The organism is Gordonia sp. McavH-238-E (assembly GCF_022348225.1).
Classification (GTDB): domain Bacteria; phylum Actinomycetota; class Actinomycetes; order Mycobacteriales; family Mycobacteriaceae; genus Gordonia; species Gordonia terrae.
The window spans coordinates 366118-389785 of sequence record NZ_JAKRFE010000001.1; the positions used below are offsets into that span (position 1 = coordinate 366118).

Annotated in this window: 25 protein-coding genes; 17 read left to right on the forward strand and 8 right to left on the reverse strand. The window is 65.4% G+C overall.

What is annotated here, in order from left to right:
- Nucleotides 1-38: 38 nt before the first annotated feature.
- Nucleotides 39-875 carry a DUF4436 family protein gene (locus MHN80_RS01605; RefSeq protein WP_239399024.1) on the reverse strand — a complete coding sequence of 279 codons (837 nt, stop codon included), beginning with the start codon at nucleotides 873-875 and terminating at the stop codon, nucleotides 39-41.
- Nucleotides 876-1114: 239 nt separating this feature from the next.
- Between MHN80_RS01605 and MHN80_RS01610 the strand changes: the two genes are divergently transcribed.
- The gene (locus MHN80_RS01610) at nucleotides 1115-1417 is read left to right on the forward strand and encodes a hypothetical protein (RefSeq protein WP_239399026.1); all 303 of its coding nucleotides are present in this window, start codon (nucleotides 1115-1117) and stop codon (nucleotides 1415-1417) included.
- A gap of 376 nt (nucleotides 1418-1793) precedes the next feature.
- Here MHN80_RS01610 and MHN80_RS01615 read toward each other — a convergent pair whose 3' ends face one another.
- Nucleotides 1794-2075 carry a hypothetical protein gene (locus MHN80_RS01615; protein WP_239399028.1) on the reverse strand — a complete coding sequence of 94 codons (282 nt, stop codon included), beginning with the start codon at nucleotides 2073-2075 and terminating at the stop codon, nucleotides 1794-1796.
- 179 nt (nucleotides 2076-2254) lie between these two features.
- Between MHN80_RS01615 and MHN80_RS01620 the strand changes: the two genes are divergently transcribed.
- Together MHN80_RS01620 and MHN80_RS01625 are read left to right on the forward strand one after the other, a co-directional pair.
- Nucleotides 2255-2734, forward strand: coding sequence for a DoxX family protein (locus tag MHN80_RS01620; RefSeq protein WP_239399030.1), 480 nt, complete (start codon nucleotides 2255-2257; stop codon nucleotides 2732-2734).
- Nucleotides 2735-3030: 296 nt separating this feature from the next.
- Entirely contained in the window at nucleotides 3031-3351 is a 321-nt protein-coding gene (locus tag MHN80_RS01625; protein WP_239399032.1) for an SRPBCC domain-containing protein, read from the forward strand.
- Nucleotides 3352-3414: 63 nt separating this feature from the next.
- Here the strand turns inward: MHN80_RS01625 and MHN80_RS01630 are convergent, their stop codons facing one another.
- Nucleotides 3415-4302, reverse strand: a complete 888-nt coding sequence (locus MHN80_RS01630; RefSeq protein WP_239399034.1) for a DUF5996 family protein — start codon at nucleotides 4300-4302, stop codon at nucleotides 3415-3417.
- A 193-nt stretch (nucleotides 4303-4495) separates the two neighbouring features.
- Between MHN80_RS01630 and MHN80_RS01635 the strand changes: the two genes are divergently transcribed.
- The gene (locus tag MHN80_RS01635) at nucleotides 4496-4843 is read left to right on the forward strand and encodes a hypothetical protein (RefSeq protein ID WP_143708041.1); all 348 of its coding nucleotides are present in this window, start codon (nucleotides 4496-4498) and stop codon (nucleotides 4841-4843) included.
- A gap of 72 nt (nucleotides 4844-4915) precedes the next feature.
- Here MHN80_RS01635 and MHN80_RS01640 read toward each other — a convergent pair whose 3' ends face one another.
- Nucleotides 4916-5557 carry a TetR/AcrR family transcriptional regulator gene (locus tag MHN80_RS01640; protein WP_239399036.1) on the reverse strand — a complete coding sequence of 214 codons (642 nt, stop codon included), beginning with the start codon at nucleotides 5555-5557 and terminating at the stop codon, nucleotides 4916-4918.
- 106 nt (nucleotides 5558-5663) lie between these two features.
- On the opposite strand from MHN80_RS01640, the gene MHN80_RS01645 reads away from it, so the two are divergent.
- The 3 genes from MHN80_RS01645 (at nucleotide 5664) to MHN80_RS01655 (ending at nucleotide 8141) form a co-directional block, all read left to right on the forward strand.
- The gene (locus MHN80_RS01645; RefSeq protein WP_239399038.1) at nucleotides 5664-6524 is read left to right on the forward strand and encodes an SDR family NAD(P)-dependent oxidoreductase; all 861 of its coding nucleotides are present in this window, start codon (nucleotides 5664-5666) and stop codon (nucleotides 6522-6524) included.
- Between the two features lie 138 nt (nucleotides 6525-6662).
- Entirely contained in the window at nucleotides 6663-7502 is an 840-nt protein-coding gene (locus MHN80_RS01650; protein WP_239399040.1) for a PE-PPE domain-containing protein, read from the forward strand.
- Nucleotides 7503-7607: 105 nt separating this feature from the next.
- On the forward strand, nucleotides 7608-8141 hold the full coding sequence (locus MHN80_RS01655) for a hypothetical protein (protein ID WP_004018664.1): 534 nt from the start codon (nucleotides 7608-7610) through the stop codon (nucleotides 8139-8141).
- 128 nt (nucleotides 8142-8269) lie between these two features.
- Here MHN80_RS01655 and MHN80_RS01660 read toward each other — a convergent pair whose 3' ends face one another.
- The gene (locus tag MHN80_RS01660) at nucleotides 8270-8719 is read right to left on the reverse strand and encodes a GNAT family N-acetyltransferase (RefSeq protein ID WP_239399042.1); all 450 of its coding nucleotides are present in this window, start codon (nucleotides 8717-8719) and stop codon (nucleotides 8270-8272) included.
- Nucleotides 8720-8887: 168 nt separating this feature from the next.
- Between MHN80_RS01660 and MHN80_RS01665 the strand changes: the two genes are divergently transcribed.
- Complete coding sequence (locus tag MHN80_RS01665) at nucleotides 8888-9181, forward strand: hypothetical protein (protein ID WP_239399044.1); 294 nt, start codon at nucleotides 8888-8890, stop codon at nucleotides 9179-9181.
- A gap of 15 nt (nucleotides 9182-9196) precedes the next feature.
- On the opposite strand, the gene MHN80_RS01670 is transcribed toward MHN80_RS01665, so the two are convergent.
- Nucleotides 9197-9712, reverse strand: coding sequence for a MarR family winged helix-turn-helix transcriptional regulator (locus MHN80_RS01670; RefSeq protein WP_239399045.1), 516 nt, complete (start codon nucleotides 9710-9712; stop codon nucleotides 9197-9199).
- 42 nt (nucleotides 9713-9754) lie between these two features.
- Between MHN80_RS01670 and MHN80_RS01675 the strand changes: the two genes are divergently transcribed.
- A complete protein-coding gene (locus MHN80_RS01675) occupies nucleotides 9755-11896 on the forward strand; it encodes an MMPL family transporter (protein WP_374206294.1) in 2142 nt (713 codons plus the stop codon).
- 122 nt (nucleotides 11897-12018) lie between these two features.
- Nucleotides 12019-13719 (forward strand): plasmid pRiA4b ORF-3 family protein, encoded by a 1701-nt coding sequence (locus tag MHN80_RS01680; RefSeq protein WP_239399049.1) that lies wholly within the window; start codon nucleotides 12019-12021, stop codon nucleotides 13717-13719.
- Between the two features lie 388 nt (nucleotides 13720-14107).
- Here MHN80_RS01680 and MHN80_RS01685 read toward each other — a convergent pair whose 3' ends face one another.
- Nucleotides 14108-15280, reverse strand: coding sequence for an acetyl-CoA C-acyltransferase (locus MHN80_RS01685; protein WP_239399051.1), 1173 nt, complete (start codon nucleotides 15278-15280; stop codon nucleotides 14108-14110).
- A 124-nt stretch (nucleotides 15281-15404) separates the two neighbouring features.
- On the opposite strand from MHN80_RS01685, the gene MHN80_RS01690 reads away from it, so the two are divergent.
- The 3 genes from MHN80_RS01690 (at nucleotide 15405) to MHN80_RS01700 (ending at nucleotide 17347) form a co-directional block, all read left to right on the forward strand.
- A complete protein-coding gene (locus MHN80_RS01690; RefSeq protein ID WP_101822682.1) occupies nucleotides 15405-15908 on the forward strand; it encodes a helix-turn-helix domain-containing protein in 504 nt (167 codons plus the stop codon).
- Nucleotides 15905-16411 carry a putative immunity protein gene (locus MHN80_RS01695; RefSeq protein WP_239399053.1) on the forward strand — a complete coding sequence of 169 codons (507 nt, stop codon included), beginning with the start codon at nucleotides 15905-15907 and terminating at the stop codon, nucleotides 16409-16411. The genes MHN80_RS01690 and MHN80_RS01695 overlap by 4 nt, the downstream gene beginning before the upstream one ends.
- A 189-nt stretch (nucleotides 16412-16600) precedes the next feature.
- On the forward strand, nucleotides 16601-17347 hold the full coding sequence (locus MHN80_RS01700; RefSeq protein WP_004018673.1) for an MBL fold metallo-hydrolase: 747 nt from the start codon (nucleotides 16601-16603) through the stop codon (nucleotides 17345-17347).
- A gap of 98 nt (nucleotides 17348-17445) precedes the next feature.
- Here the strand turns inward: MHN80_RS01700 and MHN80_RS01705 are convergent, their stop codons facing one another.
- Entirely contained in the window at nucleotides 17446-18822 is a 1377-nt protein-coding gene (locus MHN80_RS01705) for an NAD-dependent succinate-semialdehyde dehydrogenase (protein ID WP_239399055.1), read from the reverse strand.
- A gap of 250 nt (nucleotides 18823-19072) precedes the next feature.
- Here MHN80_RS01705 and MHN80_RS01710 point away from each other — a divergent pair, with 250 nt between their 5' ends.
- From MHN80_RS01710 to MHN80_RS01725, 4 genes are all read left to right on the forward strand, one after another.
- Nucleotides 19073-20074 (forward strand): alpha/beta hydrolase family protein, encoded by a 1002-nt coding sequence (locus MHN80_RS01710; protein ID WP_239399057.1) that lies wholly within the window; start codon nucleotides 19073-19075, stop codon nucleotides 20072-20074.
- 1022 nt (nucleotides 20075-21096) lie between these two features.
- Complete coding sequence (gene gdhA / locus MHN80_RS01715) at nucleotides 21097-22458, forward strand: NADP-specific glutamate dehydrogenase (protein WP_082932020.1); 1362 nt, start codon at nucleotides 21097-21099, stop codon at nucleotides 22456-22458.
- Nucleotides 22459-22545: 87 nt separating this feature from the next.
- Complete coding sequence (locus MHN80_RS01720; RefSeq protein WP_239399059.1) at nucleotides 22546-23100, forward strand: MerR family transcriptional regulator; 555 nt, start codon at nucleotides 22546-22548, stop codon at nucleotides 23098-23100.
- Nucleotides 23033-23653, forward strand: coding sequence for a hypothetical protein (locus tag MHN80_RS01725; protein ID WP_239399060.1), 621 nt, complete (start codon nucleotides 23033-23035; stop codon nucleotides 23651-23653). The genes MHN80_RS01720 and MHN80_RS01725 overlap by 68 nt, the downstream gene beginning before the upstream one ends.
- Nucleotides 23654-23668: the final 15 nt, after the last annotated feature.

Consider the following 23668-nt stretch of genomic DNA (forward strand, 5'->3'; position numbering starts at 1 on the left):
CCGGACGACATCGGCCCGATGATTCGGGTGGTTCCTGCTCACGGAGCCTGCTTCCACCATGCGATGACATACAGCGCGAGCGATGCGACGAGACCGCCGAGGACCCAGAGCACCACCGAGTAGTCGACCCACGACCCGAACGGAGGCGATCCGGGAAAGATGTTGCGCAGCGGGAGCACGGCGAACAGCATCACCGCGAACCAGGTGACCATCGGGGGTTGAAATGCCTTGCGACGCCGCACGGTTTGAATGGAGACGAAGAGAGTGCAGATCGGTAAGACGACCAGCATCACGCACAACGCGAGATCGAACGTCAGGGATCCGGCCGTCCTCGACGACGTGATCGTGAACGCCTGCCCACCGGCGTAGTCGCTGTCGGCCGCTCCGACGTACCAGCCGATCAGTGAGTCGGTGACAGCGACCTCCGTCGGCAATTCCACGTCACCCGGGCCGTACGCCTGGACGGTGACCGAATCCGACACGTAGCTGTCGAATGGCCACAGTCGGATGTCACCATCGCTGTACATCGTCACCGGGAGGGTGCCCGGCCGCGTACCCGCAGAGAACTTGAGTTCGGTCGACGAGGTCAGCGGTGAGACGTCGATCGTCACATCCTCGTCGAGGTCACCACGCGCATCGAGCAGATCGTCCCCGGCATAGACCGTGATGTGACCGCCGATTTCGAAGGCGCCACCGTTCACGGCGTCGACGTCGACGTACACGAGCACCCCGTTCGCCGCGGGTTTCCGTGTGTCCGAATCATCGCCGGAATCGCCGGCGGCATAGACCGCCAGAACGGCGACGTACAGAATCAACAGACCGACAACGATCGCCAGACCCTTGACCCACGCCTTGTGCTCACCGGCTTGCGCCATCCGCCAGCCTCCACGATCGTCGTCGTTCGGCGGCCGCGGATCAGGCGCCGGTTGGCGGTGAGTGTATCGGCAACTCTCAGGAGCCGACGATCGATCCGGAAACGTCCGCCGTGGTGGCGTCGAGATGCTGCGATTCTGTGCCCATGTGTCCCATGCCGACCAGATCACGCCCACCGTGGGTCCCGGCCGACCGATACTGATCCCGTCCAGATCACCTTCACCGAACGCGAGGAGAACCGATGTCGATCAGCGAGCCCGCGGCTGGCCGCGGTACATTCTTCGGCGACCCGATATCGATCGATGAGCGCACCACGATGATCCCCGTGTCGCGCAGCGGGTTCCGCGGTCGACCGGTTGCGATCGGCGCCTATACGGTGACCGATGGCGCGACGACCTGGACCCCGGCAGTCGACGGCGGCCGGGTAGCCCTCATCGGGGTGATCACCGGCCTCGTCGCAGCAGCACTGGGATCAGCCGCGGTCCTGCGGCAACCGCCTTGGCCTCGCATGACCATCGAACAAGGCCATCGCCCCGGCCACTGATCACCGACGAGCTTCGTTCGACACGAGTTCGACTTCGGCGCACCGACGTTCGACCACCACGTCATCGGCCCGCGAAAACCGTGCGGCCCCGCGCCCAGGTCCGCCACAGCAGCCAGATCGTGAACCCGTTCGTCAGCACGAAGCCGACGAAAGGTATCGACGAACGTATTTCGGCACCGTGTCATCTGCTCACCCGCAAGTCGGTGTACGCCTCAACCCTCGTGGGTTGCACGCGTCTCCGCCAGAGATCGCTCGAGAAGCGTTCGCAACACCGCACGATCCACGTCGTCGAGGCGGGTCAGATGCAGGCACGACTTTCCTACTCGGTTCCTTCCGAGCGTCTCGACGAGATCTGGCCACCGGGTCGCGAAATCGCTCACCAGGTAGATGGTGTGATTCTTGGGCCCTGCTGCGAAGGCGAGTTCGGGTGCCCGGCCGCAGTGTCCGCTTTGGCGTACCGGTACTCGTATTCGCCGAAGCCGACCATCCGGCCGGCCCACACCACGGGCTCCCTCCCGGTGACCTGCGACAACAACGAGAGCAGTTCGTCGGCCTCACCTCGACGCGGACCAACCGCCCGGTCGAGTGCTTCCCCGATCGGTACCGCCGACGGACTCATCGTCGGCGCTGCGCCTCGGGCGCGCTTGTTGTCGTTCACGGCAACCACTCTCAGTTCGATCGTCAGCGAGTCGATTGTCCATCACTCCCCTCCGTCGGAGCGAGCTCCCCGGTGAATCGACGGTTCGCCCGGTCATCCCACCGGACCACGACTGCAGCCCCTGTGATGTGAGTCGCTACCCAGATCGTAAAGCGGCACGCCCGTGCAATAGTTAGGCAATGCTTGCCTTAACTGAGAGTGCCGGTCCGTGGTTGATCGGCGCCTATCGCATGGTCATCGGGTTCCTCTTCTTCTGTCATGGGACGACAACGCTGTGGGCGTGGCCGATCGAACCGTACGGTGGCGCGACTGCGGAATTCGGCGCTTGGCCATCCTGGTGGGCCGCCGCGATCCAAGTGGTCGGCGGTTTGCTGATCATGTTCGGCGTGGGAACCCGGGTTGCCGCCTTCGTCAGCGCGGGAAGCATGGCAGTCGCATATTTCTGGAAGCACCAGGGCGATGGCCTGCTGCCGGTTCAAAACGACGGCGAGTCCTCGGCGCTCTTCTGCTGGGCGCTCCTGATCCTGGTCGTGATCGGGCCCGGAAAGCTGGCTGTGCAGCCTGTGCTCGATCGTCTACGCGGTCGAGCGACACCCGCGAACACGACTGGCTCGGAAACTGTTCCACAGGAACCCGAGCCATCCATGGCTCAGCACTGAGACGCGGACCCGACAGCTACGGCCTGCAACGGTCTCGGTGTGACCGCTTGCGCACCTCCGCGGCGGCGGGTGCCGATGAGTTCTGACCATCCCGAGGGTCTGCCTCGGTGCGGACAATGTCGTCCGCACCGAGGCACCGATGTCCGCGGACGTCGACGACCAGAAGGAAGGTTCACGATGACCGACACCACCGGGGCTACCCTCACCTACACTTTCGCCGCTTCACCCGACGCCGTCTTCGACGCGTGGACGACACCCCAGCTCTTTGCGACCTGGTTCGGAGGCAAGCGAACGAGGTGCCCGTCGACTCGGTCACGCTCGACGCCCGCCCCGGAGGCACCTGGACGGCAACGATGATCGTCAGCGACGACATGCCCGAATTCCACTGGCGCGGCGAGTACATCGAGGTTCATCGACCGACCAGGCTCGTCCTGACGATGACCGACGAACCCGGGGACGCGCGTGAACGCCTCACCGCCGACTTTCTCGCCGTCGACGCCGGCACCGAGGTCCGATTCGGTCAGACGGGCGGGAACCTCACGGACGAGCAGTACGAGTACGCCGCCGCCGGATGGCGCGCGGCGTTCGAGACGCTGGACGCATTGCTGGGCGAGTAACCGGGCGCCGTCAGGACTCGGTCGGCGACGCCGAGGTCCTAGCTCCTCCGCGACCGGTCGCGCTCACTCCCAGCCGGCGGTCTCGGCCGCCGCCTGGTGGGTTTGGCGAAGGAATTTCAGCACCACGGCGTCCGGATCCGGCGCTTGGCGAACGAGGTGATACGGCAGGACGTACTCCCCCAGCGCGGCATCCCAGTGGGCCGGGGCCTCCACCGCGGGGTGGGTGTCGTATCCCTCGGGATGCGGATACGCGTAGGCGTAGAAGGCACCTTCCTCGGCGCCTCCCGGCCAGTATCCCGCGCTCGACACCTCGTCGCTGTAGGCCTCGTGCATGACCCAGTCAGGACAGTTCGGAACCCCGCCGGGATGCTGCGGCGCGCTCCGCCCCGAGAAACGAGTGACCGCCAGATCGAAAGCGCCCCAGAAGAAATGCACAGGCGACGACTTACCTCTGAACTCACCACGGAACGTCGACAACACCCGCTGAGCGCTGACGAGCGACCACCAGAACCTCGTCATGGCTTGCGGGTCGTAGGACGAGTGGACTGTGTCCTCTGCGAACGGGGTGGCGTCAGGCAGTTCGACGGGGGTCCCGACGATGTCGATGTCGAAACCGAGGTCGGTCAGGTGGCCGGTGTATTCGGCGTAGAAGTCGGCCACCGTCTGCGGTTCGAGCTTCATCCGACGAGTGGATCCGTCGGTGACCAGGAAGACCAACTCGTGGTCCACGAAATCGAAGCGGATCTCGAGCCCGCGAGTTCCGACGGCCATCAGCGAGGTGGTGAGTCCACGCCCGTCGACATACAGCGGTACGCCCCACCAGTGATTGATCTCGGGACCGAGAGCGAGACGCGTCTTACCGACGATCTGGGTCCACAACTGCACCGTGTCCCTGGTGTCGCTCCACGAATCAACCGGTAGCGCGGGCCAGGCCTCGTATTGGGTTTCCATGACTCCATGATCCCGAACGCGTCAACTCGACGAGCGCTCCGCAAGACGCGGCGGGATCGGTGATCGTCCTCCTCGGTCCGCCGACGTCGCCTCATGCCTGTGGAGACCCGGCGCGTGTCGATCGTCAAACCCCATACCCTGTCGACATCGAAGCGCCCGTCAACTCGGTGCGCTACACCGTGAGGAGGACAAGGTGCCGCGCATAACCCTTGGTGCGATTCTCGTTCTGGTCGCGATCGGAAGCACGATGATCGTCGCCCTGCTCGGGGCACCCGACTGGTTGATCGTCGTCGTACTCACCGGACTCTGCGTGTCCGCCCTTGTGCTTCCCACGGCGATCCGAGAATTCAGGCCGGATCCGCAGCGCGCTGCCGACCGGCCAGATTTCGAGGATTCCGAGAGTCCCCGTCCGACTCCGGCGCACCAACGCCGGAGTGTCCAGGGTTCCGATTCGTCCTCGAGTTGGTTCGGCTTCGACGGCGGGTGGTCGGGTGACGGCGGTTCCGACTCAGCGGGCGGCAGCTCGAGTGGCGGCGAGTGACTGACGGTGAGTCAGATTCAGCACGACGTCGAGTTCGCTGATGGCCGGTGAGGTGTCGGGGACCGAAGTACTTCAGCGAGGGTGCTGGATCGCCTCGACCAACTGCCGGCAGTGACGGGTGACCTCGGCGGCGGTCACGTCATGATGCTCTGTCCACCAGTCGATCACCGCGGACACGACGCTGAACCAGCATGCGAGCAACAGCGAATGTGTCTCTGACGACATCGGACCAGCCCGCACCGACAGGACCTCGGCCACCCCTTGTGAACCCAGGGCGTTGAGCGCCTGCTGGTAGTGGCGCGTTCGGTCATGTGCGGCACTCGGCTTGGGCGGGGTGAAATCGTAGAGCACCCGCCATTTCTCGGTACCGCCGTCGAGCGCCTCGACGATCGCTGTCAATGTCGCCAGAGCGCGCAGGTGGGCCCCCTGCACCTGTTGCGCAGCGGTCACCGCCTCGACGAGTTGCTCCCCCGCCCGCTGAACGCACGCCGCGTGCAGACCATCGCGCGACCCGAAGTAGGTGTAGATCAACGGCTTCGAGATACCTGCCGTCGCCGCTATGTCGACCAGGGAGGCGTTTGCGTAACCGCGTTCGGCGAACTCCGCCGTCGCGACATCGATGATCTGTTGCTCGCGCACCGCACGGGGCACGCCTTTTGTTCCCGCGAGCGTCAATCGCTTCTCCTCCCGCGACGTGACGATGAGCTGCCGCACCCTCGTTGACTTGAGAGTAAATTACCGTAGAGTCAACGCCGCTGTCACGTCGTCGGCACGGGTGCGCGATGGTCGACTCGGCACCGTGAACAGAGAAGGAGATCCGATGAGCAGGATCGGCACCGAGCTGCAAGCAGTTCTCGGCCGGAGCGTCGGGATGGCGCTACAACGTCGCACGCTGCTGCCCCGCGTGGTCTCCGAGGCGATCGCCGGTGACGGGCGCGATGTCGAGGGGCTGACGGTGGTGGTGACCGGCGCATCGGCAGGGATCGGGCGGGAATCGGTGCGGCAGCTCACCGCCCGCGGTGCGCACGTGATAGCCGTCGCACGACGCCGGCAGGAACTGATCGAACTGTCCGAGGAGACAGGTTGTGACCACACACTCTGCGACCTCTCCGACGAGGTGTCGACCGCGGCGTTGATCGACGAACTTCGCAGTGAACCGATCGACGTGCTGGTCAACAACGCAGGCCATTCGATCCGTCGGACGATCCTCGACTCCACCGACCGGCTCCACGACTACCAGCGCACCATGCGTCTCAACTACCTCGCCCCCGTTCAACTGTCGCTCGGCCTGTTGCCGGACATGGTCGACCGTCGGTCAGGACATATCGTCAACGTGTGCACGTGGGGCATCATGGCGAACACCTTTCCCAGGTTCTCTGCATACGCCGCGTCGAAGAGTGCGCTGGCCATCTTCGGCCGTAGCCTCAACGCAGAGAATCCCCATCCACAGATTCGGGCCACGAACGTCTACTTCCCCCTCGTGCGAACCGAGATGATCGCTCCCACAGCCGCTTACGACAACACCCCGGCACTCACCGTCGAGGAAGCCGGGCGGTGGATCGTCCGCGCGATCACCCATCGTCCGACCTCGGTGGCGCCGGCAGCTGTACGCACGCTGCTGCCTGTCATCGACTATCTCGCACCGACGGCCGCCGACAGGGCGATTGCATCGCTCACCTGACGGCCCGTCGTCAACGGTTCACGGGTGCTCCACGTATCGGAGATTCGTTCACATACGGACCGCCGTCCCTATTTCTGATCGTCCTGCGGCCATTTATCCATGTGATAGACAGTGTCGAGACCGTGAGGCGGCGAATCGATGACGAGGCGATATCTGCGGACCATTCTAGTGCTCATTCTGGCGGCCGGGATCGGACAATGGTCACCGGTCGCCGGTGCAGTCCCGGATCCGGGCGGCGCGACCGTCCTGACGCTCGACCCTGCGTTCCGTTCCCTGCCGATGAATTGGCTGCGCGGCGAGTTGTTCGCATCACCGAATCGCGTCGTGAAGGTGCCCTACAACAACTTCCCCGGCGCGACGAACACCCACCGCGGGCGGGACAAGCTCAACGAGATGCTGCACGAGATCCCGGGCCGGAAGATCGTAGTGGGTCACAGTCAGGGTGCGCAGGTTCAAGACGATTGGCTGCGCACCTATGGGCCCACGAGCGACATCGACCCCGCGACAGTGATGTTCGTACTCACCGGTGATCTCGAATCCAAATACAACGGATGCGCCAATCAAGGCGGCTGCCGAGCAGACTATGGCGGAAACAACTTTCCCGACAACACCCGATACACCGTCAAGATCGTTGCGAGGCAGTACGACTACTGGGCCGACGCACCCAACCGCGATCTGATGACCGACGCCGCTCGTCGAAACCACAGCGCGTCGAATTCTGTTGGCGGACAGGGTGAAGGCCGTCCCGTGCACAACGACTACAGCATGATCGGACTCCACGATCCGGCCAACAAGACCTTCGTCGAGGGCAATGCCACGTACATCCTCGGGTCTCCGGCCACCTACTATCTGCCGATGGTCACCCAGATGTGGACCACTGCAGCCCGCAAGGCGACCGAGGACGCCCGGCTCCGCCCAGAGGTCGAGAAGGCCTACGACCGGCCGATGGGGGCGCCACCGGCAACCTCGGGTACCTGAACCGCTCCTCGTGTCGCGAGAATCAGGCGGAAACCGAGCTCGAAACGGACGCCGACATCTACCATCAGGTGCACCAACCGGACGATGTGGTGAAAGAGGACCGGCATGAAAAAGACTCTGAATTCTCTGTCAGAGAGCGAATATCTCCTCGTCCGGGAGACCAAGAAGTCGCAGATGGCCGGGCTCGACGAGGACGGTTTGATCGACCTCCACTCCCGCATCCGGCGCGCTCGGAACAAACACGTCACCTTGTACCGACGAGCTGGGGCCGAGAAGGTCAAGGCCAAAGGCGGGCGCGGGAGCGCCAAGGCAGCGAATGTCCGGAACGCCGCCAAAGCGGAGGTGTTCGAGGACGCCCTGAGCCGGGTGAGTAGGCGATTGGCCCGGGTTTCCCGCGACGCGGCCCTCGAGCTGAAGGCCGAGCGATTGGCACGCGCACGGACCGAGAACCCGGCACCATCCACGGACGGCGGCAAGCCCCGCAAGAACAAGAACGACAGCAAGGGCAAGGTCGCCTCGTCGGGACGAATCCGTACCGACGACACCCGCGACTCGCCAGGCCGCAAGAAGTACGAGGCGTCGACCATCGCGGCCGGCGCACGCCGCCAGACCAAGAAGGACCGCCGACACGACTCCTGACCCCGGCGGCAAACGTCGGCCCGGCCCGTGGCAGCGCTCAGCGAGGACCGATTCGCGACCCATGTGCCCGCGGACGGACGCAGTCTCGACCAGATGGTCGAACACATCGGAAACAGCGCGCAGTGTCGCTATGGAACCGCGCGGCGGCGCAGGTGTAGAAGCGGGAACGGCCGGCCATCCGAGTCGACCGGCGAACGCCCCACCTGGTCGAAACCTCTGCGCCGATAGAATTCCACGGCACCCGGATTCTGCTCGTTGACGTCGAGTTCGTCGATGCCCACGCGTTCCACCGCATGATCGAGCAGCACCGTGCCGATGCCCCGGCCGTGGGCGGCAGAATCGACGAACAGCATCTCGAGCCGGTTGTCGGCTGTCCCGCTGAAGCCGACGATGACTCCACCGACCTCAGCGACGACCAATTCCACCGCGGGGAAGAAATCCCGCGCGAGTCGACTGGCAAAGCCGTCGATGTCAGCGGGAGTCAGAAAGTGGTGCGTTGCCTCGACCGCAGAGCGCCACACGGCCACCAGTCGGTCCGTGTCCGCGCCGTCGGCCTGTCGGAGCCTCACCTCAGCCATACGTCATCAAGGGGGATCTCGGTCCACGGGTCGGTGAATGCACGCCCGGCACAGTAGTAGGCACGGGTCCCGATGGACAAGGGTATTTCGATCTCGCACAAACCCCGGCGTCGACGTCCCCGGCGGATATCGTGATCACGACACATCCGCAGGGACAAGGGGTATCACGTGCTCGAGATCCATGGTCTGTCGAATGAAACGGTCGTGCTCGACGGGGAGTGGTTCGAGAAGCTCCGGGGCGGCACCTCCACGACACGGTTGCCGGCGGCGTCGTTCGTATCTGCCGAGGTCACGGAGACCGATCGGCGGAAAAAGTTGTTCGGCGGCGAACGGGAACAACTCCTCCAGGTGACCCTCACCTTCTCGCGTCCGCCGTTCGTCGGGCTGATGACATCGGCGGAGAACCGGGCGAAGGTCGACGCTCTCGTGGCCGGCCTCGAAGCCGCACGCGACGCGGGCTGAGTCCGGCCGCGCCCGTCATGGTGGTCCTGCGGTCCGATCCTGTTGCGCTCGAATCAGTTCGAGCAGCAACCGACGAAGTTGTGATTCCGACTCACCGATGGACGCGATCAGCGCCGGATCGGTTCGCTCTCGCTCGAGGAGTGCGTGATAGACCTCGGTCCCGGCCGGAGTCGAGCTCACGTGTTTACGCCGCTCGTCGTCGGGGTCGACCTGCCTGCGTACATAACCCATGCGTTCGAGTCGTTCGATGGTGCGGCTCGCCGTCTGATCCGTCACCCGCGCCTTCCTGGCGATCTCCCGCTGAGTGGCAGGCCCCGTACTCACCACATGCAGAACGACGAGTCCGGCGCTGGAGATGTCGTACTCCCGCAGTACCGCCTCCCACGCGTGTTCGACCATTCTCGCCGCCGCCGACAGCAGCCGACCCGTCGGCCAGCCGTCCATCCCGTCGTTCCCGTTGTTCACCGCGTCCTGCCGATTCTCTACGTCACACTCCACAGACTTGCAATTGTTCAGCCTGCTGAACATCATGGTGCTGTCCCGAGTCAGCCGCAACCAACGAACGGAAGCTCCGTGAACCCACCCACTCCTGCTCGACGAGTCAGTCGTTTGCGATGGATTCTGCCAGCCCTGTTGGTCATCGGATGGCTGGCCCTGGGCTCCGTCGGCGGGCCGTTCGCCGGAAAACTCGGCGACGTGCAGGCGAACGACAACACCTCGTTCTTGCCCGCCTCTGCGGAGGCCACCGAGGTCTCCCGCCTCGAAGCCGACTTCGTCGACTCGTCCGAGATCCCCGCCGTGGTCGTCGCCGAACGCACCAGCGGCATCACCGACGCCGACCTCGCCTACGTGTCCGACGCCGTGAGCAAGGTGGCCGGCACCGACGGCATCTCCGAGCGCACGTCGCCACCGATCCGCTCTCAGGACGGCCAGGCGATCCAGATGATCGTGCCCGTCGACTCCTCGGGCGAGGTCTCGGAGAGCGTCGAGGCCCTGCGCACCGAACTCGCGAACGGCCCGCCCGAGGGGTTGTCGGTGTACGTGACCGGACCGGCGGGTACCGCGGGTGACCTCACCACCGCGTTCGGCGGCATCGACGGACTGCTGCTGCTGGTTGCCGGCGCGGTCGTCATCCTCATCCTCATCGTGGTGTATCGCAGTCCGATCCTTCCGTTCGTCGTGATCGTCTCCGCCGTCTTCGCGCTCGGGCTCGCGAGCCTCCTGGTCTACGTGCTCGCATCCAACGACGTGCTGACGCTGAACGGCCAGAGCCAGGGCATCCTCTTCATCTTGGTCTTCGGCGCGGCAACGGACTACGCGCTTCTACTGGTGTCCCGGTACCGAGAAGAATTACGACTCACGGCCGACAAGTACGACGCGATGAGGGCGGCGTGGCGCGCGACCCTCGAACCGGTCGCGGCCTCCGCCGGTACGGTGATCGCCGGCGTGCTGTGTCTGTTGCTGTCGGACCTGAACTCGAACCGCGGACTCGGTCCGGTTGCGGCGATCGGTATCGCGGCCTCCTTCCTGGCCTCGATGACCTTCCTCCCCGCAGCTCTGACCCTGTTGGGACGCAGCGCCTTCTGGCCGAAGCGGCCGGTCATCGAACCCGAGGCCGCGCGGCGTGACGACAGCAGCAACCACCGGTTCTGGGGAGCCCTGGCAAACCGCATCGGGCGACACCCCCGCCGCTTCTGGGTCGCCACGACGTTGTTGCTCGTCTTGTTCGCGCTGTTCCTCCCCCAGTTCAAGGCCGACGGGGTCGCACAGTCCGACACCTTCCTTCTGCCGGTGGAATCACAGGAGGGCCAGGAGGTTCTCTCCGCCCACTTCGACGCCGGAGATGGTTCGCCCGCGGTCATCATCGCCAACGGCGCATCGCTCCAGCAGGTTCAGAGCACGGCGACAGGCGTCGACGGCGTCGCCGAGGTCGTCCCGGTCACCGAACCAGGTGGCGCACCGAAGACGGTCGACGGACGGGTCGCGCTGCAGGCAACCCTGACCGACCCGGCGGATTCGCTGGCCGCCGAGGAGACCATCGAGCGCCTTCGCGACGCGGTCGGGAATGTGAACGGCGCCGAGGCACTCGTCGGCGGACCGACAGCCGTCGACCTCGACACGAAGACGACCGCCATCCACGACCGGAATCTGATCATCCCGATTGTCAGCATCGTGGTGTTGCTCATCCTGTGCGCACTGCTCCGCGCGATCGTCGCGCCGATCCTCCTGATGGCCACCGTCATCTTGAGTTTCGCGGCGACACTGGGAATCTCGTCGATCGTGTTCAACCACATCCTCGGGTTCCCCGGTGCCGATCCGGTCGTACCGCTGTTCGCGTTCGTGTTCCTCGTGGCGCTGGGCATCGACTACAACATCTTCCTGATGACGCGTGTTCGTGAGGAGGCACTCCAGATCGGCACGCGCCGAGGCGTTCTCCGCGGACTGACCGTGACCGGCGGAGTCATCACCTCCGCCGGCGTGGTCCTCGCCGCGACGTTCTCCGCGCTGGCGGTCATTCCGCTGATCTTCCTGGCGCAGATCGCCTTCATCGTCGCCTTCGGCGTCCTCCTCGATGCGCTGATCGTCCGGACATTGCTCGTGCCGGCACTCATCTACGACATCGGCCGCCCGGTGTGGTGGCCCAGCGCACTGGCCAAGAAGGAGGACGTGCCGGCCGACGACGAGCTCGCCGAGGCGGCACCAGACCGGCAGTGAACGTACACCCATGTCGATAGATCGAACGGCCCCGGTTTCTCGCGAAGCCGGGGTCGTTCGACACCATCGGAACCCATCGAGACCCTCGCCATCGACTGCACTCCCACCTACGATCGAACTCGATGAGCCGGAAGAAGAAGCAATCCCGCGGTGCGAAGCGGACCGAGAAGACGAAGAAGAGGGCTGCGCGCCGCCACAGTAGCGTTGTCCCGATCCGCGGTCGCGGTACGTCGGAGATCGACGTGCTGATGCGTGAGTTCGAACGATGGCTGCCGAGCGCGGATTTCGAGAGCGATCCGGACAAACTGGCTGCGATCGTCGACGCCATGACGGGTCTGAGCGTCGCCATCGGCCTCGCCTTCCCGAACCACCGACCGACAGGCTGGTCACTGGAGGACGTCGAGGCTGCCTTCGACTTTGCCGAGTATGCAGAGGACGAAGACGAAGACGGTCCATCGGCGACCATCACGGTCTTCGCGCTGCGACTGTTCATCGATTTCCTCGTCACCACTTCGAGGTGGACAGGAGACATCAGCGCCGACGTCGTGATGGGGGCCTGCCAGCGATACCTCCTGGACGCCATGGGCGGGCTGACGGTCGATGTCGACGAGATTGACACTCCCGCCGAGCACGATGCACTGGCAGCAGTTCGGGTATTGCAGCGGCTCGATCTGTTGATGGACTGGATCGGTCACAAGCGGCCGGTGACGCCGAGTGGATGGCTCAAGCCAGCACTGCTTCCGAATCTTTTGAGTGCCCTCCAGATCGAGCAACCGACGGTCGCACTCAAGGCGATGAGGCATCATCGCATTCTCGCCGAGACCTGGGAACTGGCCCGGGACGTTCAGCTGATCGCAATCACTCCATCCCATGTCTACCCGGGCCCGACGGCCGCGTTCTGGCGTGGGCCAGAGGCGTTGACGACGCGACGCAGCACGCTGGCTGCGGCCGTCAGCAGGGCGTTGAGCTCCGAATCCGGTGCAATGGCACAGTTAGTCGACGGAATCGTCGCTCGCGTCGTGTACCACGGCCTGACGATCATGCCGTTTGCCGCCGATCGCTTAGCCTCCCCGCGCGACGACGGGGTGATCTCACCTGGGATGCCCGGAGCCCGTTCTCGCATCCAGCACATCATCGACGACGGGTGGCTCGTCGTGAACGATGACGGCGACTACGTCGTCCCCGAGGGGTTGCGACCCGCGGTGTGGGACGGATTTCCGGATGTCTACAACCCGGAGTCGAGTCGCTTGGCGACCATGATCACCATGAAGGTCGAACTCGCCGATGTGACGCCCCTGGTCTGGAGGCGCATCCGGGTGCTGTCCCAAGTGTCCCTCGCTGAACTGCACGAGATACTCCAAGTGGTTTTCGGCTGGAACAACGCCCACCTCTTCGCGTTCACCCTCCTCGGAGAAGAGCGTGACCACCGATTCATGCCCCAAGTCGCGATGAGCGGCCCCCTCGCGGACAGCTACACGACGCACGACCTCGACGTCACGCTCGACGATCTCCTGGATGACGCCGGTGAACAGTTGCTCTACGAGTACGACTTCGGTGATGGCTGGAAAGTGAACGTCGTCGTAGAACAGTTCGAGCCGCCACGTGACGACGAACCACCGGTGTCGGTTGTCGCCGGCAGCGGAACCGCCCCGTTCGAAGACGTCGGCGGAGTCCACGGGTGGAGCGAATTCATCGAAGCCGTCAACAACAAGGCTGACCCACGGCATCACGAACTGCGCGACTGGGCGGGAATGTCTCCCGGTTCTGCGTTCGACCCGACGGCCTTCGACATCGACGCCGCAAAACGCAGGCTGGGTATCTGATCTCGGCCGACCGCGGTGACGATCTCGAACCAACATGCGTTGCTGTACTCGACGAAGAACTCGAGCGGCACCTTCGAGTCGTCGGACGGGATCGTCTGGAGACAGCCACCGGCCAGGTCGTAGTGCTCGTTCCGAAAGCGACGGTCGCGGTTGCTCTGTGCGAACTCACACTTGACGGCCCTACGACCGGCGAAATTCGAGGTGGGCGCAGCCACGCGGGTCCTCCCTTCGACGTCGGAAGTGGCTGTATTCATGACATCCCTGCTGTCCTCGTGCCCGCTCCGGGCAGCGGGCACGAGGGAACGGTGTCGAACGGGCGCGGCGGATGCTGCCGGATACGCCGGACTGCCGCCCGCCGCGCCACGCCCGTTCGGGTCATCAGTCCTTGTCAGCCCAATCGTTCGTAGATGGTCGCGTTGGCGAGTCCACCTGCCTCACACATGGTCTGCAGGAGGTAGCGACCCCCGCGTTGTTCGAGGGCGTTGAGTCCGGTGGTCGCGAGGCGGGCACCACTGGCACCCAGCGGATGACCGAGCGCGATCGCACCACCGTTGACGTTGACCTTGTCGACGTCCACACCGAACTCCCGAGACCACGCCAGCACCACCGGCGCGAAGGCCTCGTTCACCTCGAACAGGTCTATGTCCTCGAAACGCAGTCCACTGCGCGACAGCGCCTTTCGGGTCGCCGGGATGATACCGGTGAGCATCAGCAGCGGATCGTCGCCGGCGACTGCGATGGTGTGTACCCGGGCGCGCGGGCGCACACCGAGTTCGGCGGCCTTCTCGTCGCTCATGAGCAGCACCGCCGAGGATCCGTCGCTGATCTGGCTCGCGCTCGCGGCGGTGATCTCCCAGCCGATCTCGGGGTATCGGCGTGCGATCGTCTCGTCGAAATAGGCGGGCTTCAACCGCGCCAGATCATCGAGACTGCCTCCGAGACGGATTCCCTCGTCCGACGTCAGGCCCGCAAGAACAGCCAGCTCGTCGTCGAAGAGTCCGTTTTTGGTCGCGGTGGCGGCCAGATCGTGTGACCGCAGCGAGAATTCGTCGATCTCTCGTCGCGAGATGTTCCATCGGGCTGCGATCAGTTCGGCCGAGATGCCCTGCCCGACGAGCCCCTCCGGGTAACGCTCCTCGAACGCCCGCCCGTTCAGATCGGCGGTGCCGGCCGCGGCCGAGCCCATCGGTATCCGGGACATGGATTCGACCCCCGCCGCGACCGCGACGTCGTAGGTGCCCGCGATGATGCCCTGCGCGGCGAAAGCGATGGCCTGTTGACCACTCCCGCACTGGCGGTCGACAGACACCCCCGGCACCGATTCGGGATAGCCCGCGGCGAGGAGCGCCCGCCGCGCGAGGTTGAAGCTCTGCTCCCCCACTTGGCTGACGACTCCGGTGATCACATCGTCCACGCGTCCGGGCTCAACACCCGAGCGGTCCACGATCGCGCGCAGGCTGTGCGCGAGGAGGTCGACAGGGTGGACGTCGTGCAAGGCGCCGGTGGGCTTGCCCTTCCCGATGGGCGTACGAACGGCGTCGACGATGACCGCTGATCTCATGACTGATCCTCCATCAGTGCGCGGGCCGGAACAGGCGCCGGCCCGGATACCGGCTGACTTTTGTCTGCCATAGTCAGGACTACGCTCTGACTATGGTTCTGTCAAGTCAGGGTAGAGTGGGGTCATGATGCACCTGAAGGGACCGCTCGCCGAGCGCGACAGCTGGGAGGCGAGCGGCTGCTCGATCGCCAAGGCGATCGACCTGGTGGGGACCCGGTCCGCGATCCTCATCTTGCGCGAGGCCTTCTACGGCGCAACCCGGTTCGATCAGTTCAGTCGCCGTGTCGGGATCACCGACGCGGTCGCGTCGAGCCGCCTCCGAGAACTCACCGAGGCCGGGATCTTCACCAAGGTGCCCTACCGCGAAGCCGGTCAGCGGGAACGGTTCGAGTATCAGCTCACCGACAAGGGCCGCGACCTCTTTCCGGTGGTGATGTCGTTGATGCAGTGGGGTAACGACCATCTCCAACCCGGCGGTGCGCCACTCACCGTGACCGACACGGAGCAGGCCCCCGTTCGGGTCGGGGTCGTCCCCGAACACACTGCCCTGCTCTCACCCGAGGACGTCGAGGTGCGTGTCGCCCGGCGCACCCGCCCGGTCCCGCGCCGACCGGAGCGGTCGGAATGATCCTGCCCACGATCTTCGATCCTCGCCTGGTCACCATCCGTCGTGGCGGGACGCTGACCGACGCCGATCATCACTCCCTTGCGCTCTGGGCAGCGACATGCGCCGAGCACGTCCTCCCCCTGTTCGAGTCGGCCCGTCCCGAGGACGCGCGACCCCGCGAAGCCATTGCCGCCGTCCGCGCGTGGACCCGGGGCGAGCTGGCGATGATGGCGTCGCGGGCCGCCGGCGGACATGCCATGGGTGCCGCACGCGACCTGCGTGGCGCACCGCGCTTCGCCGCATACGCCGCCGGGCAGGCGGCGGTGACGGCCCACGTCGCATCGCACGATCTGGGCGCCGCGGCCTACGCGATCAAGGCGGTGCGAGCGGAGCACGGGACCGATGCGGGCAAGCTCGAATGCGCTTGGCAGCGTGAACAACTCCCGGACCGGCTGCGCGAGCCGGTACTCGACGACCAGCGTGCCCGGAATGACCTGTGCTGGTTGGCCTTCTCCGTCGACTGACACCGGTACCGATGTCCGCGATTGGCTTTCTGTGCGGCAACACTGATAGTGTCGTTATCACGCTCACGCGGTGCTGTAACCCGCATGTCGAGCCAGAGGCCGGGGTGATTACAGAAACCCCCGGTCTTGTCCAAACTTCCACGGTCGTGCCACGGTTTGCGGCTGCCCCCAGCGGGTATGCGCCCGAGCATGACCTTCCATCGCGACGTCGTACCAGGCATTCACTGGCTGGAACACGCGCACACGAATCAGTACATCGTCGAGGACCGAGACCGGCTGGTCCTCGTCGACTGCGGACTCCCCCGGTCGTATCAACCCCTCGTCCGGGCCATCCGCGAACTAGGCCGGGACACCGACGCCGTCTCCGATCTGATCATCACCCATGGCCACTTCGACCACGTGGGCACGGCGCGCCGTCTGGCGCGCGAATGGCGGATACCGGTCCACGTTCACCGTGACGATGCCTGGCTGGCATCGCACCCCTACCGTTATGCACATCAGAACGCCACCAGATTCGGAGTGCCCCTTCGTCATCCGCGGTCTCTGTCCCTACTCGGGCGGATGGCGGTGGCGGGCGCGTTCACAGTCCGCGGCGTCGATCACATGGACGTGACGAGCTTCGGCGACGCCGCGGTACTCCCCGGCGGCGCGCAGGTGATACCCACCCCGGGCCACACGTACGGCCATGTGTCACTTCACTTCCCGCTACGTGATGCGGTGATCGCCGGCGATGCCCTGGTGACTCTCGATCCCTACACCGCGGCTACCGGCCCCCGCATGATCGCCGGGTCCGCGACCGCCGACCTCGGTCGCAACCGAACGTCGCTCGATGCCCTGGCAGCGACGGAGGCGAAGTCCCTCCTTCCCGGTCATGGGGTGCCGTGGCATCACGGAGTGGACGTCGCGGTGGCCCGGGCGCGCGAGACCAGCGGCTGACCCCGCAGACAGACGTGAGGGCGGGCCGACGCGTGTCGCGTCGCCCCGCCCTCACGGCTTGGTGGCGTCCCCACCGATGATCGCCGGCGTGGCTCGGTCTATGCCGAGGCTGTCCGACGCAGCTTGGTGTTGACGAACTCGCCCATACCCCAGCGCCCGAGTTCACGACCGTAACCGGATCGCTTGACCCCGCCGAACGGGAGGCCCGGCAACGTGGTGCCGTGCTCGTTGACGTAGGCCATCCCGACCTCGAGCCGGTCGGCGACCTTCTCGGCGCTGTCGATGTCGTCGCTCCACACCGACCCGCTCAGGCCGAACTCGACGTCGTTGGCGAGCGCCACGGCGTCCTCCGCGGAGGCGACCTTGTAGATCATCGCGACGGGACCGAAGATCTCCTCGGAGTATGCGTCCATCTCCGGGGTGATGTCCGTCAAAACGGTGGGTTCGAAGAACGCGCCGTCGCGCTGCACCGGCTTGCCACCCGTCCGCAACGTCGCACCCTGATTCACGGCCGTGTCGACCTGCTCGGCGACGGTGTCGCGTGCCGAGAGCGACGACAGCGGTCCCATCTGAGTGGACTCGTCTGCCGGATCACCGACGGCGATCGACTCGAACTGTTTCACGACCCCGTCGACGAAATCGTCGTACAGGGCATCGAGCACGATGAACCGCTTCGGTGAGTTGCAGGCCTGCCCGGCGTTCGACAATCGCGCCCGGGCCGCGATCTTCGTCGTGCGTTCCATGTCGGCGGAATCGAGGAGGATGAACGGGTCGGATCCCCCGAGCTCGAGCACGGACTTCTTCAGGTTCGCCGCCGCCACCTTGGCCACGGCTGCACCGGCTTTCTCGCTTCCGGTGAGCGACACACCGCGTATCGCATTGTGCGCGAGCAGGTCTGCGATCTGATCACTGCTCGCGTACACGTTGATGTACGCGTCTCCAGGCACGCCCGCGTCGTGCAGGATCTCGGCCATCAGGGCCGACGAGGCCGCGCAGATCGACGCGTGCTTGAGGATGACGGTGTTGCCCGCCAACAGGTTCGGCGCGGCGAATCGCGCGACCTGATAGTACGGGTAGTTCCACGGCATGACGCCGACGAGCGGACCGATCGGAGCGACCTGCACGATCGACGACTCCGCACCCTGCGGATCGAGCGCCTCGGTTTCGAGGAGATCGGGCCCGTGCTCGGCGTACCAGCGGTAGATGTCGGCGGCGAGCTGCACCTCCCCGGCCGCCTCCTTGGCGGGCTTTCCCATCTCGGTCGTGATCACGGACGCGAGCTCGCCGGCTCGCTTCTCGTACAGATCAGCAGCCCGCGCGAGCACCGCGGCACGTTCGGACGCTTCGGTCGAACGCCAGTCCTGATACGCGGCCAGGGATCGTTCGGCAACCGTGGCCACCTCGGCGTCCTCGAGCCCGGAGAACTCCCGGTCGGTGACACCGGTGGTCGGATTCGCGGTGACATATGTGCTCACAGAGCACCTACCTTCCTCTGTCGTTGAGAATCCCGACTGTCGACAGCCCGGAATCGTTCGGGTACCCGGATCGCATGGACCAAAACCCGGCCGTCGGCGCGCTCCGGGCCCACAAGCGCCGCCGACCTGTTCTAATGGGTCCGCGGTCCGTGTTCGGACCGGTGATCGACCGACACACGATGAACGCCGGACGTCGACCTGGGGGTGGGTCGCCGGCTCGTGACGGGCAGTGCCCGAGGGGGAACGAAGAGTGTCACGCTGGCAGCGGGCCGTAGGGCTCGGTTGTGCATTTCTGATCGCGGTCGTCGCGAGCCTGTCGACGGGGCAACCGGCGGGGGCGACTCCACCGAGGCTCGCCGACACGGCGCGGATTCTCGCGGTGTCCCCGGAGACCGCGACGCGGACGACGATGACCGTGTACTCCGCGGCCATGAAGCGGCCTGTTCGGGTGAGTGTGCTCGTCCCCCGCGACCGGACCGGGCCCCGGCCCCGGCCCACCGTTTACCTGCTCGACGGGATCGATGGTGGGGTCTACACCAACTACACGCAGAGTGGGTGGACGTTCCAGACCGACCTCGCGCGCTTCGTCGCCGACAAGAAGGTCAACGTGGTCCTGCCCATCGGGGGTACGGGTTCGTACTACACCGACTGGCGCCGACTCGACCCCGTCCTGGGCCGGAACATGTGGGAGACCTTCCTGACCGAGGAACTCCCTCCACTGGTCGACCGACGCTTCCGAGGCAACGGGCGGAACGTGATCGGCGGGCTGTCGATGGGGGCGCTGGGTGCGATGTCCATCGCCGTGCGCAATCCGGATCTCTACCGGGGCGTCGTCGCCTTCAGCGGGTGTCTCGATCAGGGTTCGCCGGAGTTCCGGCAGGCGACCGCCACATCGGTCAGCACGAGAGGTGGGAACCCGGAGAACATGTGGGGACCGCTCGATCACGACACCTGGGATGCCCACAATCCTGCCGACCATGTGTCCGCGCTGCGGGGTAAGCCCGTATACGTCGCGGTCGGCAACGGCCTGCCCGACCCGGCACTCGGACTGGCCGGGCTGGCGTCACCCGTCGGCGGCGTCCTCGAAGGCATCGTCGCCCGATGCACCGAGAGCTTCAAGCGTCGCGCGGACCGTGCCGGGGTCGACATCACCTACGACTTCCGTGCCGGTCTCCACTCGTGGGGTTACTGGAATCAGGATCTGCATCGAGCCTGGCCCACGATCGCCCGGGCGCTGAACAGCGCGGGCTGACACGAGTCATCGTCAACGCGCACTTTTTCTCTTCCGAATCAACGAGACATCGTCGCGTGCCCGCTTTCGCTCCCGGCGTTCCTTGAGTTCTTGTCGACGCTTTTTCTAACTCGAATTCTTTTCTGCCACTTTTCCTCGATGGGTTGTCTTCTACAACGGGTCGGTCCCGCTCACCTTCGTGACCATAGCCCAGAAACCAGAGAAGTCCAGCCCACCCACATTCCTACGATCCAATCCGCTCTAATTCGTTGTCGCACATCATGTTTCGTAACCGACAGGTTCGCGACAAGCGCCGGACTGGCTTTTATTTTTTTCTGGGCTAGAGTCCATGGCACCGGTCGCAGATGGCCGGAAACAGCGAAAGGAAGCGTGGCCGTGAAAGCGGTTGTGATGGAGTGTCGGATACGCGTGTGCGGTTCCCCCGGTCGGGTGAAGGAATTCGTGGATCGAGCGTCGATTCGCGCTCGGGACGCCTTTCCCCACCCCGCGAGGTGTTCAATTGTCGTCGAAGGGTCGGACTCGTTGCTCCTGCGACGCCAATGGCACCGCGAGAACGACGTGGACGTGTTCGGAGTGCCGGAGGGGCGGGATGTGTGCTTCGGTTTCGCGGACTCGTCCGGACGGTTGACCGTCGCGAGACTCGAGAGTCTGTCACGCGACATCCTGAGCCACCTCGAAGTGGATCCGTGGGTGTCCGACGACACCGAGTCCGTGCCGTGGATTCTGACTCTCACCACCGGTGCCGATCCGAGGTCCAGACGTGAGATCGTGACCCGCCATCCGTCGCTCGAGGTGCGACGACCTGTTCTCGCGCCTTCGTGATGGCGCACCACGGTGCGACCTGACTGCGTGTCGGAAACGAGCGGCCCCCGACCACCTCACCCCGATCAGGTCACCGCAGACACACCCGTTGTCACCGTCTGTTGGACCGGTCTGCGGTCGAATTCCTGTCACTCGATAGGGTGCGGGTGGCGACGTGCCCATCCGGGTACGTCGCCGTCCCACACGTATCGGAGAAGGAAGTGGTCGCCATCGTGGCCGTGCTCGACGAGAAGATCAGCGATCTGTACGCGCAGGTTGTTGCGCGAAACCCCGGGGAGGCCGAATTCCATCAGGCCGTCCGGGAGGTCTTCGACAGTCTGGGTCCGGTCTTGGCGAAACACCCCCACTACGCGGACGCCGGGATCATCAAGAGACTGACCGAGCCCGAGCGCCAGATCATCTTCCGGGTGCCGTGGGTCGACGACCAGGGTCAGGTACAGATCAACCGCGGGTTCCGGGTGGAGTTCAACTCCGCTCTCGGCCCGTACAAGGGCGGGTTACGCTTCCACCCGAGCGTCTACCTGGGCGTGGTCAAGTTCCTCGGATTCGAACAGATCTTCAAGAACGCCCTGACCGGACTCCCGATCGGCGGCGGCAAGGGTGGCGCCGACTTCGATCCCAAGGGACGCTCCGACGGCGAGGTGATGCGCTTCTGCCAGTCCTTCATGACCGAGCTCTACCGCCACATCGGCGAGTACACCGACGTACCCGCCGGCGACACCGGCGTGGGCGGCCGCGAAATCGGTTATCTGTTCGGTCAATACAAGCGCATCACCAACCGCTACGAATCCGGCGTCCTCACCGGCAAAGGGCTGGCGTGGGGTGGGTCGCAGGTGCGTACCGAGGCGACCGGGTACGGCGTCGTGTTCTTCGTCCGCGACATGCTCGCCGCAGCCGGTGACGATCTCGACGGCAAGACCGTGGTCGTCTCCGGCTCGGGCAATGTCGCGATCTACGCCATCGAGAAGGTGCAGCAGCTCGGTGGCCGTGTGATCGCCTGCTCGGACTCCGGGGGTTACGTCGTCGACGAGGCCGGGATCGACCTGGATCTGCTCAAGGACATCAAAAACGTTCGGCGCGGACGTATCTCGGACTATGCCGACGCCCGCCCCGATACTGCCCGCCACATCGCATCCGGCTCGTTGTGGAACGTGCCCACCGACATCGCCATCCCCTGCGCGACACAGAACGAGCTGAACGGGGTCGACGCCGCCGAACTGGCGAAGAACGGTTGCCGCATCGTGGCCGAGGGCGCGAACATGCCCAGCACCCCCGAGGCGGTGCGCATCTTCTCCGAGGCGGGCGTCAGCTTCGCGCCGGGCAAGGCCGCGAATGCGGGCGGGGTGGCCACGAGCGCACTCGAGATGCAGCAGAACGCCTCCCGAGATTCGTGGACGTTCAGCCACACCGAGGAGCGGCTGTCGGAGATCATGACGTCGATCCACGATCACTGCCTCCACACGGCGGACGAGTACGGGGCGCCCGGCAATTATGCGGCCGGAGCCAACATCGCGGCCTTCACCCAGGTCGCCGACGCGATGCTCGCACTGGGTCTCATCTGACCCGACACCGGAGTTCGGACATCAGCGGGGTTCGGACATCAGTCGACACTTGACCTTCAGGTAGGTCGAAGCCGGATGATCTCCGATATGCCTTCTTCCGACACCGAGCACGGCGAGCTCGTCCCGATCGGCGCGTTTGCGCAACGCACCGGGCTGACCGCCTCCGCGTTGCGGTTCTACGCCGACTCGGCGGTGCTCACCCCGGCCAGCATCGACGCGTCGACGGGATACCGGCTGTACAGCACGGGGCAGGAAACCCGGGCCATCACACTCCGCCGACTCCGCGAGATCGGGATGTCCCTCGCCGACATCCGCACGGTCCTCGACGCCGAGCCGACCGCCGCCCGCGAACTCATCGACGACCATGTGCGAACGGTCATGACGGACGCCGCCCGGACCCGGCGCGAGGCCGCGGCCATCACGACGGCCATCGCCGCAGACGCAACGACAGTGCTCACGTCCGTGCGCGGGCCCGTACTCGCAGCCGCGATCGGCCAGGTGCTCACCGCCACGGCACGCGACGCCGAGCACCCTGTTCTCGATGCCGTCGAGTTCCCGCTTCAAGGACGGGGCGGTGACCCTCACGTCGACCGATCGCTACCGAATCTCCTCGCGGTCACTGCCGACCGGCGAACCGAGTGACACCCGGTGGTCGGGAACGCTGTGTGCCGGGGACCTCCGCGATGGTCTGTCCGACCTGGCCCGAGGTGGCGCTATCGGAATCGAGGCCGGGACCCGCGCGGTACGGTTCCGACTCACCGGTCGGGACGATCTGTGGTGCCGCTTGCTCGACGACCCCTTCCCCTCTCACCACCCCATGGTCGACGCACTGCCACCGGTGACCACGCGCGCGAGCGTCGCCACATCCGGTGTGCTGCAGTATTTGGAGGGCTGCGTCGACGAGCGAGTACACCTGGACTTCACGTCGACAGCACTGGTGTTGAGCGACGCAGCGTCGGTGGGGGTCACCACCCTGCCCGCCGACATCCACGGGCCGCCGGTCGAGATGTGGTTCGAGGTCTCGACCCTCTTCCCCGCGGTCGGTGTGTCCATCGGCGCCGAGCTGTTGCTCGATGTGCGGGCCGCCGACCTGCCGATGACGATTCGTTCCGCCGACGGCGGCGATCTCACAACGATCGTCATGCCGGTCTGGCACCCGACCGCACCGATCGCTCGCCCCGACGAAAGCCGGTGAGATGTCCGAAGCCGA

Bases quoted from the DNA above. Each gene is read 5' to 3' on its own strand.
- MHN80_RS01605 (WP_239399024.1), bottom strand. From the start codon at position 875: ATGGCGCAAGCCGGTGAGCACAAGGCGTGGGTCAAGGGTCTGGCGATC.
- MHN80_RS01610 (WP_239399026.1), top strand. From the start codon at position 1,115: ATGTCGATCAGCGAGCCCGCGGCTGGCCGCGGTACATTCTTCGGCGAC.
- MHN80_RS01620 (WP_239399030.1), top strand. From the start codon at position 2,255: ATGCTTGCCTTAACTGAGAGTGCCGGTCCGTGGTTGATCGGCGCCTAT.
- MHN80_RS01630 (WP_239399034.1), bottom strand. From the start codon at position 4,302: ATGGAAACCCAATACGAGGCCTGGCCCGCGCTACCGGTTGATTCGTGG.
- MHN80_RS01645 (WP_239399038.1), top strand. From the start codon at position 5,664: ATGAGCAGGATCGGCACCGAGCTGCAAGCAGTTCTCGGCCGGAGCGTC.
- MHN80_RS01650 (WP_239399040.1), top strand. From the start codon at position 6,663: ATGACGAGGCGATATCTGCGGACCATTCTAGTGCTCATTCTGGCGGCC.
- MHN80_RS01655 (WP_004018664.1), top strand. From the start codon at position 7,608: ATGAAAAAGACTCTGAATTCTCTGTCAGAGAGCGAATATCTCCTCGTC.
- MHN80_RS01660 (WP_239399042.1), bottom strand. From the start codon at position 8,719: ATGGCTGAGGTGAGGCTCCGACAGGCCGACGGCGCGGACACGGACCGA.
- MHN80_RS01670 (WP_239399045.1), bottom strand. From the start codon at position 9,712: ATGATGTTCAGCAGGCTGAACAATTGCAAGTCTGTGGAGTGTGACGTA.
- MHN80_RS01680 (WP_239399049.1), top strand. From the start codon at position 12,019: ATGAGCCGGAAGAAGAAGCAATCCCGCGGTGCGAAGCGGACCGAGAAG.
- MHN80_RS01685 (WP_239399051.1), bottom strand. From the start codon at position 15,280: ATGAGATCAGCGGTCATCGTCGACGCCGTTCGTACGCCCATCGGGAAG.
- MHN80_RS01690 (WP_101822682.1), top strand. From the start codon at position 15,405: ATGATGCACCTGAAGGGACCGCTCGCCGAGCGCGACAGCTGGGAGGCG.
- MHN80_RS01695 (WP_239399053.1), top strand. From the start codon at position 15,905: ATGATCCTGCCCACGATCTTCGATCCTCGCCTGGTCACCATCCGTCGT.
- MHN80_RS01700 (WP_004018673.1), top strand. From the start codon at position 16,601: ATGACCTTCCATCGCGACGTCGTACCAGGCATTCACTGGCTGGAACAC.
- MHN80_RS01720 (WP_239399059.1), top strand. From the start codon at position 22,546: ATGCCTTCTTCCGACACCGAGCACGGCGAGCTCGTCCCGATCGGCGCG.